This is a genomic window from Novosphingobium sp. BL-S-33, assembly GCF_056857025.1.
On sequence record NZ_CM166475.1, the window covers coordinates 722525 to 738219 of the forward strand.

Genomic DNA, 15695 nt, shown 5'->3' on the forward strand with positions numbered 1-15695 from the left:
GGGCTAACATTCGCACAAAGAAAAGGCGCTGCGAGCATAATGGCTCGCAGCGCCTCCAACCCTGTGCTTTGGGCCTTATTCGGGCGGGTTCACGATCAGGTAAGTGACGCCGCTCGCTTGGTACTGCGGCTTGTACCAGACGTTGTCGCAGGAATAGTACGTCACGTCCGCCCGCGTCACTTGCGCGCAATTGGGCGGCAGCACAGCCACGACACTGCCCACGGGCATGGTGTTGATCACCACGGTCGTGTTGTTGTTCGCAGCGCTGCTGGCGACCACGGCCGCCGTCGTGCCGGCGATCATCCCCACGCCCACGGCATCCCAGTAAGGATCGTCATCCCAGCCCCAACCCCAGCCCCAACCGGGCGGCGGAGGAGGAGGAGGCGGTCCAGGGTGCGGTCCAGGGCCGGGGCCGGGGCCCGGATGTGGTCCAGGTCCAGGTCCAGGTCCAGGTCCAGGTCCAGGTCCAGGTCCGGGTCCTGGCCCAGGATGAGGGCCAGGACCGGGGCCCGGTCCGGGATGCGGTCCCGGATTTGGGCCCGGATTGGGTCCCGGATTGGGTCCAGGTCCGGGATGGGGTCCCGGCGACGGCGGCGGCACCCGGGGAATGTCGGGGTTGTGAATGCCCCCACCCCCGCTTCCGGGTGCATGGAAATTGTCCGGCGCGCGGCCCGGAGAGATGCCGCCGCGCATGCCGCCTCCGGCATGGAAGCCGCCGCCGGCGCGCATGCCGCCCCCGCCGCCGAAACGGCGCTGGGCTTCAGCCGGAGTCAGGGCCGTCGCGACCAGCAGCAGCGCGCTGGTGGCGGCGATGAGCTGGCAGGACCTTTTCTTGCGCATGTCACTGCTCCCCTGTTGCGGCCGCAAGGCTTATGCTTTTCGCGCCATCGGGCGGCGTAAACTTGAAGCGGCTTGCATCGAAGCTGGGAGACGTATTCCACGTCAGGTCCGCGCTGTAGGAACCGCGCGGGTTCGTATCGCGGTGCGTCACGACGATACGCAGCGGCAGCGGCGCCTTGCCGCGCGCGATCCACAGCTCCCAGTCGAGGTCATCGCCGCGATAGGCGAACTGGTCGCAGTCCTGCCCGTTGACGTTGGCATAACCGATACGCACCGCCTTGCGGATCCCGTCCGTAGTGGGATTGTCCGCCCAGTAGAACAAGTCCGCCAGCGGCAGGCTGATGCCATAATCGAGATAGACCTTGTCGATCGTCTTGCGGATCGTTGGCGGCGCGGCGACGGTGCTGAAGAACTTCTGCCGCGGCACGTTCACCGTGAAAGTCTTGCCGTCATAGATATACTCGCGGATGGTCCGGTCCGATTTCATCTGGACGAAGAATCCGGTCGGCCGCTGCACGTAGTACGTCCCCTCGTAACCCAAATGCACCGACAGGTCGGTGTCCTGAAGCGTGGTCTCGACGGTGGCATGTGTGTGCAGTTCGAACTTCTGGAGAGAGGCGAGATAGGCCCCCATCCCCTTGAGCGCGGACATCGCGACAGGATCGAGTACGAGCGTGTCGTTACCCGAAGATGGAGCCGCCGATGGGGTGTCTTGCGCGGCAGTGGCATTGTCCTGCGCGTTTGCCGGGACGGCCGACAGGGCCAGCGCCACTGTCAGAACGGCAGTCAGCGCCGGGGCTCCGACAGCCGCACCAGAATGAGTTGATCGCATGCAAGGCCTCCGCTTTGAGCGGTGCCCAGCCTCTCCCACGGCGCCATCCGTTGCCATCGGGGTTTATCCGGATGAACGGCCGGGCGGACCCCTTGCCCCAGCGGCAGGAACCCCTTGATGCGAATGGCATGAGGCCTTCCGTCAATCCATTCTCCACGGCTGACAGGTCCCCGGCACGCCGAAGCGATGCGGTGTTTTATCCACATGCATCCGCCGGGGTGGTTCGTGGGTGTTACGAAAAGGAAAAAAGTGCAAGCCGCTGAATTACTTGCCATCGCAATGGTAAACTTCCGCTCACCAGCACAAACGGCGACCGCCGATGGATCAAATTTGTCTATCCATCATCAATTTTAGCCGCAGTTATGTCTGGAATTATACCTGCATATTTGAGACAAACAGGCATGTTCCTTGGGGTATCCTCCCGAAATCCGCTCGGTGGCTCGGCTCCGGAATTCGCCGCATCTCGTTCAATTTATTACTGTCATGAGGGCAAGCAATGGCAACCGAGTGCGTAGCCTATCGCGATTCGAAGGGAGGGCTTCACGGAAGCCCCGAAAAAGCGACTCTCGAAGATCTCGCGGGTGTGCTCGGCCGCGTCGGTGACGAAGGCGGCATGACGGCAGGCGTGGCGAAGCTGATTTTCGAGAAACGCTCAGAAATTGAGCGCGTCTTCCTCGAACATGACTCCATGGTGGTGCGCAAGACAATCGAGTGCGCAACGGAATTTGCCGCCGCAGCGGAATAGATACCCCCTCTTCTCTCCTTCCCCACCCCGCTCATCCTGAGCTTGTCGAAGGATCCGGACCTCCCACCACGCCCGCAGTGGCTTCGACAAGCTCAGCCTGAGCGGGTGCGGGGAGCATGGCTTGCGGCAACCGGCGCCTCGCGAAGAGGCTCCCCGGCGCCAGCACCGGCAGGCGGAAACCCCAATCGCGGCACGCACCCTCCGAAAAATCGCAATAGCATCCCGGCGATTGGCAGTCCAAAACACTTCCGACTCAATCAGTTGCGGCCGAAAAATCATGCAAAACATAATTGCGCCTAACTTGGCGCCGCTCGCCCGCGCAGGAAACCTGATCGAATTCGACCAACCGAGGCCAAGTGGAACTATAATTTAAGAGGTGATTTCTAGTTCCGAAACATGTCCTTCATGACTCATCCTGTCCTGAGACGTCTGAGTTTCACGCTCAAGGCAAGGCATTTTTGGCCGGTCATCCTGCTGCTCCTCGCCTGTTTCGGATCTGTTCTGTTCCTGATCGCGCTCACCACGCGCGCGCAGGACGGTCTGGAACAGCAACGCGAACAACAGGCCGTGGAAGGCGCCGTGCGCACTCTGACGGTGGGGGTCCAGCACGATTTGCAGGACTATGCGAAGTGGGACGATGCCGTCCGCCATATCAGTATGGGCCTGCAACCAGGTTGGGTTGACGACAACGTCGTTGCCTATCTCGGCCGAATTCAGGGCTATGAGGACATCTTCATCCTGAATGGCCGGGATGAGACCATCTACAGCTTCAGGCACCCTCACGCCCCCGCGCACGCCGCGCAGGAAACGCTCGGCCCGGCATTCACCCGCTCGATAGACGAAGTGCGAAAGATGCCGCGCGAAGGCAGCCCCATCGAGGCGGGCTTCAGCCGCCAGGGCAATCGCATCGTCACCTATTCCACTGCCGCCATCGTTCCCCTGACACCCAAAGTCTCGATCCCGGCCGACCAGCCGACGTTCATGCTGGTGATCGCCCATGCCATCGATGCTGCGACTCTGGCCCGGATCGCACAGGAACTGCGCCTTTCGACCGTGAAGTTGAGCCTCGCGCCGCCAGAGCCGTCATCCGCATCGGTTGCCTTGAAGGGAACCGATGGCACGACACTCGGCTGGCTGGCGTGGGCGCCCCATCAACCGGGAACCCGGCTGCTGCGGGAAGTGGCGCCGGCCATCGTCGCGCTGGGGCTGCTCTCGGTGGCGGCGGCGATACTAATCTTCCAGAACAACAGCCGCACGATCGAAGCGCTTCGGCAAAGCGAATTGCGCGCTCGCCACCACGCGGGTCACGATTCGCTGACCGGGCTGCCCAACCGGCGGACCCTGCTATCCCAGATTTCCGCCCACCTCGCCGCAGGGGACGATCTCACGCTCCTGTTCATGGACCTCGACGGGTTCAAGGACGCCAATGACGTCTACGGCCACGCCGCCGGAGACCTCCTGCTGAAAGAAGCCGCCGCGCGGGTTCGCAGCATTGCCGAGGGCGAACTCGTGGCGCGGGCCGGAGGAGACGAATTCGCGGTCCTGCTCTCCCGCGACATGGCGCGGGAGGCGGACTGCATCTGCGAGAATATCATCCGCTCGTTCGAGGCCCCGTTCGTCATCGGCGCCTATCGCGTCACGCTGGGCATCAGCATCGGTTGTGCCGATGCGGCCGATGTGGGGCCGGAAGGACAGGACGAACTGATGCGCCGCGCGGACGTGGCTATGTACGCGGCCAAGGGGGACGGCAAGAACTGCACCCGCAAATATGCCGTCAATCTGGACGAAGGCCACCTGCTGAGAATGAAGCTGGAGCGGGACCTTCAGGCCTCAATCGCCGGCAAGGAACTCTATGTCCATTACCAGCCCATCGTCGCGTCCGACAATGCAAGGATCGTGGCCGTGGAGGCGCTCGTGCGCTGGCGCCACCCCGAACACGGCGACGTTCCGCCGGATGTCTTCATTCCCATTGCCGAACTGAGCGGCCTGATCAACGCGGTCGGCCGTCAGGTGCTCTACCAGGCCTGTCTGGCCATGCGGGAGACCGCACTCGAACTGGCGGTCAACATTTCGCCGGTACAGTTCTGGGACCACAACCTGCTGGACGACGTGCGCAATGCGCTACAGGAAACTCAGTTCCCGCCTGAGCGGCTGGAGCTGGAAATCACGGAAAGCCTGCTGCTGCGCCGTCCCGACAAGGCCGCGCAAGTGATCAACCGGCTGCGCGAACTCGGCGTCCGGATCGCGCTGGACGATTTCGGCACCGGCTATGCGAGCATCGGCTACCTGCAAAGGCTTAAACTGGATCGGATCAAGATCGACAAGGCCTTCGTCGCGCCGCTCAGCCGCGATGCCCGCTCGCGCGAGATGATGCTCTCCATCGTCGCGCTGGCCAATGCCTTCGACGCAGAAGTCACGGCCGAAGGCGTGGAGACCGAGGAACAGGCGCGGATCGCGCGCGCGGCGGGCTGTACCCGCTTGCAAGGCTGGCACTTCGGGCGGCCGACCTCGGGCGAAGAACTTTGCGCCGCGCTGGGACCGGAGACGCAATCGCACCCCGCATGACCTGCGATCATTCGGTGAATTTTCCACCAAATGATCGCTTATCGACATCGAATTTCATGGCCGCGTCATAATACTCTTCACAATTCCGGAAGCCTGTTTCATTCAAGGCAATCTGTTCGTTCAGTCTCTCGATCACAGGAGCCAACGCGATGTCGCCCTTGCCACTTGCATCGGTAGCCCTTCTGGGCCTTCTGCTCACCGCTCCATCGGCGGCTCAGGCGTCTTCTTCGCCCGCCAACGCAGTGCACACGACCAAGGCCGCCGCCAAGAAAGTGACCGGAAGCGAAGTGCCGGAAGGCTTCAAGTTCGCGCCTGACGGAACCACGCTGATCCACGTCTCCAGTGGGCTTCGCTTCCCGGCACAAGTGGAAGGCTTCACCCGTCTCAAGGAACAGGCCTTCGATACGAGCGGAGACTATGTCGCGATCGGCTACGATCACTTGCTGAACGAGGGCAAGGACCACCTCATCGTGCGAATGGCCGTGGTGCATATCGACGATATGCCTGCCAAGGATCACTACACGATCATGCGGCAGCAGACGATGTCGCACTTCTCGGCGCCCCAGATCGTCTCCGAAGGCCCGGTCACCGTGCCGAACAACCCGAACCTCGATGCCTATCGCGGCATCTTCAGCGGTAACCGGAACAATGTTCCCTGGCGCTTCAGTCTGACCACCGCGAACTACGGCTACTGGAGCGGACGACTGACCGCCGCCTATCCCGAAAGTGACGCGGCCGAGGCCGAGAAGTATCTTGACGGTCTCCTTGTCGCGATCCGGGCACAGACACCGCTCATACAAAAGCACGGATGAGCCCGGTTGAAAATTCGCCACGGGCGAATTTTGCGGCACCGGCCCGCTCCCCCACCCGACCTCCCACAAGTATACCCTGATGGAAGATCGGATGGATGAGCGAGCCAGTGCCGCCGTTCAGATGGCAATCACCACTTTGCCGAAATGCTGCCCGGTCTTGAGATAGCCGAAAGCGTCGGGCAGTTTTTCCAGCGGAAAGCTCCGGTCGATCACCGGCCGTATTCCGTGCGCCTCGATCGCGCGCACCATGTCGAGTTGATCGCGCCGACTACCCACGGTGACGGCTTGCAGCCGCAGGCGCTTAGCCTGCACGATCGCGAACGGCATCGTGTCGATATCGAAGCCTGCCGCTGCCCCGATGATAGCAATGTGACCGCCCGTCCTCGCCGCCACCAACGATTGCGGAAGCGTGTGCGGCCCGCCGACCTCGATGACATGATCGGCGCCCAGCCCGCCAGTAAGCTCAAGCACTGCGGCACCCCAGTTGGGATCCTCGCGGTAATTGATGACATGATCCGCGCCCAGTTCCTGCAAGCGGTCCAGCTTTTCGCGGCTTGAAGAGGTCGCGATCACTGTGGCGCCGGCAGCCTTGGCGAATTGCAACGCAAACAACGACACGCCGCCGGTGCCCAGCACCAGCACGGTCTCACCGGGGCGGACCTGCCCATCGGTCACCACCGCGCGCCAGGCGGTGACACCGGCGCAAGTGAGCGTCGCGCTTTCGGCATGCGTGTAACCGGCGGGGGCACGCGTGAAGTGAGACACTGACCGGGTCGCGAATTCACAGGCATAACCGTCTGCCGGACCGCCGGGAGAATTGTTCAGCTCCGCCCGCTCGACATGACCGTCGCGCCAGTTGGGATGAAAAGTGCTGACGACCGCGTCCCCCACGGCAAAGCCGGAGACCGCCGAGCCGACCTCGACCACCTCACCCGCGCCGTCGGACAAGGGGATCAGCCCGTCCTTCGCGGGGAACACGCCCCGCACGACAAGATCGTCCCGAAAATTCAGCGACGCCGCGCGAAGGCGTACGAGGATCTCGTCGGGACCGGGCGAAACGACATCGACTTCGCCCGGTTCCAGGTGATCCAGCCCCGCCGGTTGGCGGATGTGCATCGCTCTTGCGCGCTTCATTCGATGTCCCCTCGGTTCGTTCGGTCAGGGGGTAGTTTGCGTTCGGGACGGGGTCCAGACGCGAACCTGCCACAACCGTGATGACACCGCCCTGCCGATCAATCGCGGGCTCAAATCCGGCAATTCCGCATTCGACAGGAAGTACAACCTGTACTCCACACATCGTCACCCTGAACTTGTTTCAGGGTCCATCTCTCCGCCCGCACCGCCGTCGCCTTGGCAGGCCGGGATATCGGCTGGTTCCCGAAACACCCACGTTGGCGGCCAGATGGATCCCGAAACAAGTTCAGGATGACGGGCATGACGGGCGCGTCGTACCGCGGAGCAAACTCCGCGGTACGCCTTGCATTCAGAATGTGTAGCGCGCGCCAATCTTGAAGGTGCGCGGTTCGATCACACGGCTCAATCGGCCATCGGTCGGTCCGTCGGCGTCGAATGCGGGAATATAGGATTCGTAGTAATAGGCGATGTCCTTGTCCCGGCTGTCGAAGATGTTGAGCACTTCGCCATAGATCTCGATCTTCTTGCCCTTCCACGCGGCGCGGGCGTTGACGACGGTGCTGCCCTGGTCGCGCACCGAGTTGTCCTCGACCAGCGGATAGGGCCCGAGATGGCGGACGCGGATGCTGGCTTCCCACGGGTCGAGCACGATCGAGGCCCCCGCCGAGGCGGCGTTCTCGAAGGCATTGGGAATGCGATCGCCATTGTCATAACGCGAGTGGTTCTCGGTATAGTTGCCGTCGAGCGCCAGCCACGGCAGCGGACGCCAGAAGGCGACCACCTCGTAGCCATGGCGCTTGCTGGCGCCGGTGGGCTCCACCGCGTTGGAATCGCCTACGAAGCGCAATTCGCTGGCCACATCGAGCCACCAATACGTGCCCGTCAGCGAGAACTTGCCGATCTGGAGGCGGCCGCCCAGTTCCTTGCCGGTGCCGCGCACCAGCACGGGCACCGGCGTATCCACATTGACCGCACCGCGCACGTCGTTCGAATGGAAGCCCCGGCCCCAGTTAGCATAGACTTCGAACTGCGGCGTCACTTCATACGCGGCCGAGAACTTGGGCGAAACGATGGAATCGTGCCCGTTGCCCTCGCCGAGCGCGGCGGCCGCCGCATCGCGTGCGCGCACCGAATAGTGATAGTAATCGCCGCGCAGCCCGCCGGTCAGGCGCAGGCCGGGCAGCGGCTTCCACATCGCTTCGCCGTAGAGCGCACCGGAAAGCTCTTCGACATGATAGCGGCCGAGCGAATAGAGCAGCTCTCGATCCGCCGTGCGATTCACGCCGACGCTGCCAATGTGGTCGTAGCGATTTTCGGTTCCGACAGTGAATTGCAGGCTATCTGCAAGCTCCCACTGCTTGCGCGCGGTGAGGCCGGTGACCCAGCGCTTGTCGTACTGCTCGATCTGCGCGCTGGTGCCGTCCGGGTCACTGTAGGTGGGGTTCGAGTACATGTTCCAGTCGTAGTACTGGGCGTAGAGGTTTGCGCTCCAACTGGCCTGCGTCACGCCGACATTGCCGACGAAACGCGTGGTCCGCCCGCGCGCGGAAGGATCGGGCGAGCAAAACACATCGGGGCAGATGTCCGAGCCGATGATGCGCTCGGGGATCTGTTCGGTCGGCCGCCAGGTGGCGTGATAGGCGTGGAGCGAGGCTTCCAGCTTTCCCTCGCCAAGCGGCACCGCGTACTTCGCGAAAACCGCGTAATGGCGCAGATGCTCGGCCTCTTCCCAGGGCCCGTCATAGCGCTTGGCTTGCCCGACAAGGGTGAGATCGCCGCTGCCCAGATCCTTGATCGTGCCGCCCGCTGCGAGACGCCCCGCATTGTAGGAACCGCCTTCCACCGAGACCCAAGGCCGGTCGAACCCATCGATAGTGGTCATGTAGGCCGCGCCCGCCAGCGCAAAATCGCCGCCATCCGCGCGATAGGGCCCTTTACGGAAATCCTCCCGGGCGACGATCTCGGGGATCAGGCCGTTGAGGTCGAGATAGCCCTGCCCGTGGCCGTGCGTGCGCAAGTTCATCTGCACGCCGTCGATATAGGTCGTGAAATCGGTCCCGTGATCGAGGTTGAAGCCCCGCAAAAAGTACTGGTTTGCCTTGCCGCTGCCCGAATGCTGGGCGGCGACCATGCCCGGCACGGCTTCCAGCAATTCGGCGACGCGAAGCAGGGGGCGGACCAGCAAGTCCGAGCCTGCCACGCTGCCCTCACTGGCGGCATGGGCCTCACCGATCTTCGCCTCGCCGCGGCCGAAGACCACGATTTCTTCGGCGGTTCCAGCGTCCGACGCGGAAGGCGCGTCCTCCGCAAGGGCAGGAGTGGAAGCAATCGCGCACAGGGCCACGCATGCGCAAAATGCAGTTATACGGAAAGTCATCAATATTTCCCCGGCGTCTTGCGACTACCGGCAGAGACCTGCCGCCTGCGACGGTCGGCGCGCGTGGACGGCCGGACGCCCGAGGCGACCGTTACGCGAACCGATGCGGTCTCCACCGCTCGTTCGTCGCTCAGACGGAAAAATCACCGGGCCCCGGCCATCCCCTGGGCCAAAGCGAGAGCGACCAGACGCCGGCAGGTCTCCTGGCTCACGGGTCACGGCACGATGCACGGCCTTCCCAGGCCCCGCATGACTTAGCGTCCGGCCCAGTGGCTGCGGCAGGCGTCCTTGCCCTGCCGCGATGTGCATCGCGCTCGCCGCTTACAGTTGCAGGGACAGCCTCGGATTCAGGGGCGAGCCCCCTCACCGCGTTCCCTATTAAGCCTCTTTCAAGGCACCGGCGCGATCTTGCCCTTCCGGTCCACAGGACGCGGAAAGACGGCGCCTGCTAACTTGCCCCGCAGGCGGACGCAAGGGCAGGAAGCGCGTTTCGGATTGTTCCGGCGATGTTTTCGGGCTGAGGAGATGTGTTCGGGGCGCTTACGGCTCGCACCGTCTGAGCGCTGCGGCGGCTTCGTCGAATGCCGTCCAGGTGCGCTTGGCAAGGCTCCCCCCGACGCTGCACCGCCGCACGCCCAGATCCGCGAAAGCGCGAATACTCGCATCGTAGTCGTGGATGACGACATTGACCGGCTTGGGCGCAACGGCCGACACCAGTTCGGCAACGGCGCCCAGATCGAGGATGAACGGCACGAACAGGCAATCCGCGCCGGCTTCGGCATAGGCGACCGCTCGGGCGATACTCTCCTTCGCAGTCATGCCCGGCACCCGGAAATTCTCGTTGCGGCCGATCAACATGACAGCCGGATCGATCGCATCGATTGCCGCCCGCGCGGCGGCAATGCGCTCTACCGCAAGGCCAAGGTCGTACATGCTATGGCCCGACCAATCCTCAATGGATAGGCCCGCAACGCCGGTATCCACCGCCAGCGCGACGTTCGCGGCCACCTCGTCCGGATAGTCGGCAAAACCGTTCTCGAAGTCGGCATTGACCGGCAGGTCGGTCGCGGCGACCAGCATGCCGAGATGGTCCAGCACTTCGTCACGGCTGAGCTGGCCATCGTCCCTGCCGGCAGCCCACGCGGCGCCCGCGCTGGTGGAGGCAATCGCCTTGAAACCCAGCTTGGCGAGACGCACCGCGCTCCCCCCGTCCCAGGCGTTGGGGATGATGAAGAACCCGCTCTCATGCAGCTTGCGGAACGCGGCTCGCTTCTCGGAAGTGGTCGGCATCGTGGTTCTCCTTGGTGCGGAGAATATCCACGATTGGCCTGTGGGCCAGCGCAAAGACATTCCGTTCCTCGCGGAGGATGAACCGCTCGCCCCTGTCCGGCAGGCTCACGCCGTGGTCGGCAGCGCGGTCCGGTATACGACGGGACGCAGCGCGAAGCTGGTCGTCACTTGCGCCACGCCCTTGATCCGGGTGAGCCGCGCGCGCAGGAAATCCTCGAACGCGCTCAGCGACGGCACCAGAACGCGAAGCTGATAGTCCGCTTCCCCGGTCATCAGATAACATTCCATGACTTCCGGAAAGCTTGTCACCGCGTCTTCGAACAATGCCAGATGGTGATCGTCCTGCTGATCGAGCCGCACGCGGACGAAGGCGGTTACCGACAAGCCGACAGCCTCCGGATCGACCAGCGCAACATAGCCGGTAATCACGTTGTCGCTTTCGAGCTGCTTCAGGCGCCGCAGGCACGGCGAAGGGGACAGCCCGATCCGATCCGACAGGTCCTGATTGGTCACGCGGCCATTGATCTGCACTTCGTCGAGAATACGCCTGTCGAAGTGATCGAGCGACGAATTTGGCATATAATTCTCTCCGGCTATCTAGATTTGGCACTATCTGCCACCCGTGCAGCGCATCGCGCATGGTTTTGCAAGGACCTGCCTCAGCGATCCGGCCTATTCTCCTTCGCAATAAGTACGGGAGAGACGGAAATATGGCGGCTATCGTCGAACATGATCGGGCCGAAATCGTCAGCGCGATTGAGGCGCTGGAAAAGCGACTGCTGTGGCTTTCCGCCTGGACTATCCATAACGCCAACCACATTCGCGAGAAGCGCGATGGACTGAAAGTGGGCGGCCATCAGGCAAGCTGCGCCTCGATGACGGCGATCATGGCTGCGCTCTATTTCCATGCACTTCGCCCGCAAGACAAGGTTGCGGTGAAGCCGCACGCCGGACCGCTGCTCCATGCGATTCACTATCTGCTGGGCAACCAGAGCCTCGACCACTTGCAGCGCTTTCGCGGGCTGGGCGGCGTGCAGAGTTACCCCTCGCGGACGAAGGACGCGATCCCGGTGGATTTCTCGACCGGATCGGTGGGTCTTGGCGTGGCAGTCACGGCCTTTACCAGTCTGGTGCAGGACTATCTGATCGCCCACGGCCAGGTGCGCGAGGAAGACGCAGGCCGGATGATCGCGCTGATGGGCGATGCCGAGTTGGACGAGGGCAATATCTACGAGTGCCTGATCGAAGGCTACAAGCACGATCTGCGCAATTGCTGGTGGATCGTCGACTACAACCGCCAGTCGCTGGACGCCACGACGGCGGACCGCATGTTCCGCCGCTTCGACGACATTTTCGAGACTTGCGGCTGGCGCGTGGTCACGCTGAAGTACGGCAAGTTGCAGCGCGAGGCTTTCGCGCGGCCCGGTGGCAAGGCGATCGAGGAATGGATCGACGGCTGCCCCAATGCGGAATTCGCTGCGCTCACCTATCAGGGCGGAGCGGCTTGGCGCGCGCGGCTCATGGCCGATATCGGCGAGAAGGCCCATGTACGCCAACTGATCGAGAGCTTCGACGACGACAGTCTGGCCGCGCTGATGACCAACCTCGGCGGCCACTGCATCGACACTCTGACCAGCGCATTCGATGCCTGCGACGATGACCGGCCCACGCTGTTCATCGCCTATACCGTCAAGGGGCACGGGCTGCCGCTCGCCGGGCACAAGGACAACCATTCGGGGATGATGAACAAGCCCCAGATGGAGCAGTTCCGCGCCAGCATGGGCATTGCCGAAGGGCAGGAATGGGAGCCGTGGGGCGGTCTGGGCGATAATGTTGCAGCCCGGCTCAAGGCTTTCATCGAGACCACCGCGCTCGCAAGAAAGCCTGCCGAGCCGGTGGCGCCCTCCGTCGCGGTTCCGGCACTGATCACTCCCGATGGCACCGAGCAATCCACACAGGCCGCGTTCGGGCGCATCTTGCTCGACATCGCCAAGTCCGGTGAGGAACTGGGCGACCGCATCGTCACCACCGCGCCGGATGTGACGCAGACCACCAATCTGGGCGGCTTCGTCAACCAGCGCGGGCTGTTCCGCCGTCAGGAACTGGTGGACGTGTTCCAGAAAGCGAAAATCCCCTCCGCGCAGAAATGGCAGGGACATGCCGCCGGACAGCACATCGAACTGGGCATTGCCGAGAACAACTTCTTCATCATGCTCGCCTCGCTGGGGCTTGCCGCGCCGCATTTCGGCACGCGACTGTTGCCGGTGGGCACGGTCTACGATCCCTTCATCGCGCGCGGGCTCGATGCGCTGAATTACGGGTGTTATCAGGATTCGCGGTTCCTGCTGGTCGGCACCCCCTCCGGCCTCACGCTGGCGGCGGAAGGCGGCGCGCATCAGTCCATCAACACACCGCTGATCGGCATGGGGCAGCCGAACCTGACCTATTTCGATCCCGCCTTTGCGGACGAGCTTGCGCTCATCATGGGCTGGGCCTTCGCACATATGCAGGAGGCGGACGGCGGTTCGGTCTATCTGCGCCTTTCGACGCGCTCGATTCCGCAAGTGACGCGCGAGGACGCGGCATGGGAGGGCGATGCGCTCAAGGGCGGGTATTGGCTGCGGAAACCCGGGCCCGGCGCAGAGGCGGCGATCGTCTTTTCCGGCGTCGTCGCCCCGGAAGCGCTGTCCGCGTGGGAGCAGCTTGCCGACGACCTGCCCGGGATCGGGCTGCTCAACGTCACATCGCCCGACCTGCTGCATCGCGGCTGGTCAGAGCGCCGGGCAGCGCGCTGGAATGGCGGCGAGGCTCGGCCCTGCCATGCGGAAACACTGCTGTCGGCACTCGCGCCTAGCGCGGGTCTCGTGACCGTACTCGACGGATCGCCAGGGGCGCTCTCATGGCTGGGCGGGGTCAGGGGAATGCGGGTCAGTCCGCTCGGAACCGACCGCTTCGGGCAGACCGGCGACCTGATCGATCTCTACCGCGAATATCGCCTCGATGCCGATGCGATCATCGATGCCGTCGCGGAACTGTTCCTCGGGGATTGACCGCTTATCCGGCTACGCCGCGCATTCGCCGCGTAGCCGGACAACCAGCGCCGCCTTACAGGGCCTTGGCCATGTTGAGATGGGCAACCACGATCGGAATCACGTGATCCGCGAAAGCCTTCAGCGAAGGCACGTCTCCGGTCGAGGAATAGGCCTTCAGAACATCAAGCGTCGCTTGGTGACCATCCACCTGCGCCTTGGCGAAAGCCTCGTCGAAGTCCTTACCCGACTTGGTGGCGAGCGTGTCGAGCGTCTGCTGCTGCGCGGGGCTGAGCGTCGGATCGGGCGTGATCGCCGGAATCGCAGCGCTGGCAGCGGTCTTCAGCAAGGTGGTGGACTTGGTGTGGGCCGTAATCATCTGCTCGGCAAAATGCTTGACGTTAGCCGACTGGGCGTGCGTCGCGGCAAGCTTGGATGCGGCGATTTCGAAGGCGTCGCTGGCGGCAGCGGTGTTGGCGAAGGCCTGCCCCGGGCTCACGACCTCTGCAACGGTTTCTGTAGCGGTGGGCACCACGGCGGGCGGCATCGCGGTATCCGGGGCCGCGGGAGAGGTCGCCTCGGCGGGCTGGGGCGATTCTTTCTTGCACCCCGCCAAGGCGAGAACCGCAAGCGGGATTGCGAACAGAGCGGCATTTTTCATGAAAAAGCTCCCGTTTCGAAAGATGGCAATCGTGTTCCCCCAACTACTCAAGGCCTGACGCGTTCCCGTTGGACCGCTCCGCCCCCCCGGAGGCCCTTCCTCCATTCAACGCAATTGGCTGTCCTTGCTCCCGCGCCGATTGATGCCCCCATGGACCGGCACCTTGTCGCGCCAGGCCTGACAGACAACGCAAGTGCGGACACCGGGCATTGCCTGACGCCGCGCGTCCGGGATGGGATCGCCGCAGTCCTCGCATTCCGCGAGGCCTTCGCCATAAGGCATTCGCGCCCTCGCGGCCGATATCGCGTCCTTCAGGCTGTCTTCTATCTGGTCCTGAACGGCGCCGTCCGGCGCCCAGCCATTGGCCATGACTGATGCCTTTCCATCCCCCGACTTGCGGGCACGTCATCGACAAGGCCGGTGACGTCATATTACAAAAATGGGCGGCCCTCATGCGCGACGAGCAGATCGTGCATGTCCGAGGCGTGATCCTCCTCGTCGGCCAGAATGTGTTCCAGCATGATGCGCGTGGTGGGATCGTGATCGTCGAAATAGCGGATCAGTTCCTGATAGTGCTCGATCACCAGCCGCTCAGCCACGAGATTCTGCTTGATCATCTCAACCAGATTGCCGCCGTTTCCGTATTCCGTAGCGGCGCGCGAGGCCAAGCCTTCGGGGTTGAGGTTCGGTACTCCGCCAAGCTGGTCGATGCGGTTCGCGGCCATCATCATGTGCTCGTGCTCGCTCGCGGCGTGCTCTTCGAATTCGGCGGCGACGCTCTTGGAGGTGATGCCGTCCGCCGTGATCGCGTGCATCTGGTATCGCAACACGCAGACGAGTTCGGTCGCCACCACGTTCTGCAACAGCTCGATCGTCTTTGCGACATCGCCGTGATAGCTGGGCATCACCGCGCCATCGTCCAGCGACTTGCGCGCCCGTGCGCGCAGAGTCTTGACGTCGGTCAGAAAGGCGCTGCGTTCCTCGACTTTGCCTGCCATGGTGGAGTTCCTGTCATGGATGTTTGCGCCTTCAATGACTATGGCCGCCCCCTTGTTCCACGCGAACGACTCTCAACAATGACCTGGGCGCTTCAAGACTGTCCTTGTCTTTGATTTCGCGGCGTATACTCGGATATTTAGTTTTGCGCCGACCGACAGCCGTTGGCTGCGACCTGCGGAAATCGCCATGGGCAATCAGAGTGAGCGGCATTTCCCACTCATTGCCCACCCCGAACCGGACTACAAAAAGGGCATGAAAACACTGGAAAACACGCTCGCCCTGCCCATTCGGCAATTGTCCAATCCCGTGCAGCTTGGTTTGGGAGCGGTCATCTCTTGCGCCGGTGTCGCCTTGACGCTGGGACATCTTGCCAGCGCGCTCTGACTATTCCCTCGCGGCCACACCTCTGAG

Annotated in this window: 14 protein-coding genes and 1 riboswitch; of the genes, 5 read left to right on the forward strand and 9 right to left on the reverse strand. The window is 63.2% G+C overall.

Going from position 1 to position 15695, the window contains the following annotated elements; all coding sequences use genetic code 11:
* Window positions 1–75 precede the first annotated feature (75 nt).
* A complete protein-coding gene (locus AC1VVM_RS19970; RefSeq protein WP_132386271.1) occupies window positions 76–309 on the reverse strand; it encodes a hypothetical protein in 234 nt (77 codons plus the stop codon).
* A 532-nt stretch (window positions 310–841) separates the two neighbouring features.
* Window positions 842–1672: a DUF2092 domain-containing protein gene (locus AC1VVM_RS19975; RefSeq protein ID WP_482957207.1), complete on the reverse strand. Its 831-nt coding sequence runs from the start codon at window positions 1670–1672 to the stop codon at window positions 842–844.
* 496 nt (window positions 1673–2168) lie between these two features.
* On the opposite strand from AC1VVM_RS19975, the gene AC1VVM_RS19980 reads away from it, so the two are divergent.
* The 3 genes from AC1VVM_RS19980 to AC1VVM_RS19990 all read left to right on the forward strand — a co-directional run bounded on the left by AC1VVM_RS19980 (window position 2169) and on the right by AC1VVM_RS19990 (window position 5794).
* Window positions 2169–2417: a hypothetical protein gene (locus AC1VVM_RS19980; RefSeq protein WP_132386273.1), complete on the forward strand. Its 249-nt coding sequence runs from the start codon at window positions 2169–2171 to the stop codon at window positions 2415–2417.
* 405 nt (window positions 2418–2822) lie between these two features.
* The gene (locus AC1VVM_RS19985) at window positions 2823–4982 is read left to right on the forward strand and encodes a putative bifunctional diguanylate cyclase/phosphodiesterase (RefSeq protein WP_482957208.1); all 2160 of its coding nucleotides are present in this window, start codon (window positions 2823–2825) and stop codon (window positions 4980–4982) included.
* A 149-nt stretch (window positions 4983–5131) separates the two neighbouring features.
* Window positions 5132–5794, forward strand: coding sequence for a hypothetical protein (locus AC1VVM_RS19990; protein WP_482905496.1), 663 nt, complete (start codon window positions 5132–5134; stop codon window positions 5792–5794).
* Window positions 5795–5911: 117 nt separating this feature from the next.
* Here AC1VVM_RS19990 and AC1VVM_RS19995 read toward each other — a convergent pair whose 3' ends face one another.
* From AC1VVM_RS19995 to AC1VVM_RS20010, 4 genes are all read right to left on the reverse strand, one after another.
* Window positions 5912–6928 (reverse strand): zinc-dependent alcohol dehydrogenase family protein, encoded by a 1017-nt coding sequence (locus tag AC1VVM_RS19995; RefSeq protein ID WP_482905497.1) that lies wholly within the window; start codon window positions 6926–6928, stop codon window positions 5912–5914.
* 349 nt (window positions 6929–7277) lie between these two features.
* Window positions 7278–9305 carry a TonB-dependent receptor gene (locus AC1VVM_RS20000; protein ID WP_482957209.1) on the reverse strand — a complete coding sequence of 676 codons (2028 nt, stop codon included), beginning with the start codon at window positions 9303–9305 and terminating at the stop codon, window positions 7278–7280.
* 176 nt (window positions 9306–9481) lie between these two features.
* Window positions 9482–9722: riboswitch (cobalamin riboswitch) on the reverse strand.
* 123 nt (window positions 9723–9845) lie between these two features.
* A complete protein-coding gene (locus AC1VVM_RS20005; RefSeq protein WP_482905499.1) occupies window positions 9846–10595 on the reverse strand; it encodes an isocitrate lyase/PEP mutase family protein in 750 nt (249 codons plus the stop codon).
* Between the two features lie 105 nt (window positions 10596–10700).
* Complete coding sequence (locus AC1VVM_RS20010; RefSeq protein WP_132386278.1) at window positions 10701–11174, reverse strand: Lrp/AsnC family transcriptional regulator; 474 nt, start codon at window positions 11172–11174, stop codon at window positions 10701–10703.
* 131 nt (window positions 11175–11305) lie between these two features.
* Here AC1VVM_RS20010 and AC1VVM_RS20015 point away from each other — a divergent pair, with 131 nt between their 5' ends.
* A complete protein-coding gene (locus AC1VVM_RS20015; protein WP_482957210.1) occupies window positions 11306–13645 on the forward strand; it encodes a transketolase in 2340 nt (779 codons plus the stop codon).
* Between the two features lie 55 nt (window positions 13646–13700).
* Here the strand turns inward: AC1VVM_RS20015 and AC1VVM_RS20020 are convergent, their stop codons facing one another.
* The 3 genes from AC1VVM_RS20020 to AC1VVM_RS20030 form a co-directional block, all read right to left on the reverse strand.
* Window positions 13701–14285, reverse strand: a complete 585-nt coding sequence (locus AC1VVM_RS20020) for a DUF4142 domain-containing protein (RefSeq protein ID WP_132386280.1) — start codon at window positions 14283–14285, stop codon at window positions 13701–13703.
* Between the two features lie 105 nt (window positions 14286–14390).
* Window positions 14391–14654 (reverse strand): DksA/TraR family C4-type zinc finger protein, encoded by a 264-nt coding sequence (locus AC1VVM_RS20025; RefSeq protein ID WP_482957211.1) that lies wholly within the window; start codon window positions 14652–14654, stop codon window positions 14391–14393.
* 62 nt (window positions 14655–14716) lie between these two features.
* A complete protein-coding gene (locus AC1VVM_RS20030; protein WP_132386282.1) occupies window positions 14717–15283 on the reverse strand; it encodes a ferritin-like domain-containing protein in 567 nt (188 codons plus the stop codon).
* A gap of 187 nt (window positions 15284–15470) precedes the next feature.
* Between AC1VVM_RS20030 and AC1VVM_RS20035 the strand changes: the two genes are divergently transcribed.
* Window positions 15471–15668: a hypothetical protein gene (locus tag AC1VVM_RS20035; protein ID WP_482957212.1), complete on the forward strand. Its 198-nt coding sequence runs from the start codon at window positions 15471–15473 to the stop codon at window positions 15666–15668.
* The last annotated feature ends 27 nt before the right edge of the window (window positions 15669–15695 follow it).

Excerpts from the sequence above, each read along its gene's own strand:
- AC1VVM_RS20010 (WP_132386278.1), bottom strand. The coding sequence starts at position 11,174 with ATGCCAAATTCGTCGCTCGATCACTTCGACAGGCGTATTCTCGACGAA.
- AC1VVM_RS20015 (WP_482957210.1), top strand. The coding sequence starts at position 11,306 with ATGGCGGCTATCGTCGAACATGATCGGGCCGAAATCGTCAGCGCGATT.
- AC1VVM_RS20035 (WP_482957212.1), top strand. The coding sequence starts at position 15,471 with ATGGGCAATCAGAGTGAGCGGCATTTCCCACTCATTGCCCACCCCGAA.
- AC1VVM_RS19985 (WP_482957208.1), top strand. The coding sequence starts at position 2,823 with ATGACTCATCCTGTCCTGAGACGTCTGAGTTTCACGCTCAAGGCAAGG.
- AC1VVM_RS20020 (WP_132386280.1), bottom strand. The coding sequence starts at position 14,285 with ATGAAAAATGCCGCTCTGTTCGCAATCCCGCTTGCGGTTCTCGCCTTG.
- AC1VVM_RS20005 (WP_482905499.1), bottom strand. The coding sequence starts at position 10,595 with ATGCCGACCACTTCCGAGAAGCGAGCCGCGTTCCGCAAGCTGCATGAG.
- AC1VVM_RS19980 (WP_132386273.1), top strand. The coding sequence starts at position 2,169 with ATGGCAACCGAGTGCGTAGCCTATCGCGATTCGAAGGGAGGGCTTCAC.
- AC1VVM_RS20030 (WP_132386282.1), bottom strand. The coding sequence starts at position 15,283 with ATGGCAGGCAAAGTCGAGGAACGCAGCGCCTTTCTGACCGACGTCAAG.
- AC1VVM_RS19990 (WP_482905496.1), top strand. The coding sequence starts at position 5,132 with ATGTCGCCCTTGCCACTTGCATCGGTAGCCCTTCTGGGCCTTCTGCTC.
- AC1VVM_RS19975 (WP_482957207.1), bottom strand. The coding sequence starts at position 1,672 with ATGCGATCAACTCATTCTGGTGCGGCTGTCGGAGCCCCGGCGCTGACT.
- AC1VVM_RS19995 (WP_482905497.1), bottom strand. The coding sequence starts at position 6,928 with ATGAAGCGCGCAAGAGCGATGCACATCCGCCAACCGGCGGGGCTGGAT.
- AC1VVM_RS20025 (WP_482957211.1), bottom strand. The coding sequence starts at position 14,654 with ATGGCCAATGGCTGGGCGCCGGACGGCGCCGTTCAGGACCAGATAGAA.
- AC1VVM_RS20000 (WP_482957209.1), bottom strand. The coding sequence starts at position 9,305 with ATGACTTTCCGTATAACTGCATTTTGCGCATGCGTGGCCCTGTGCGCG.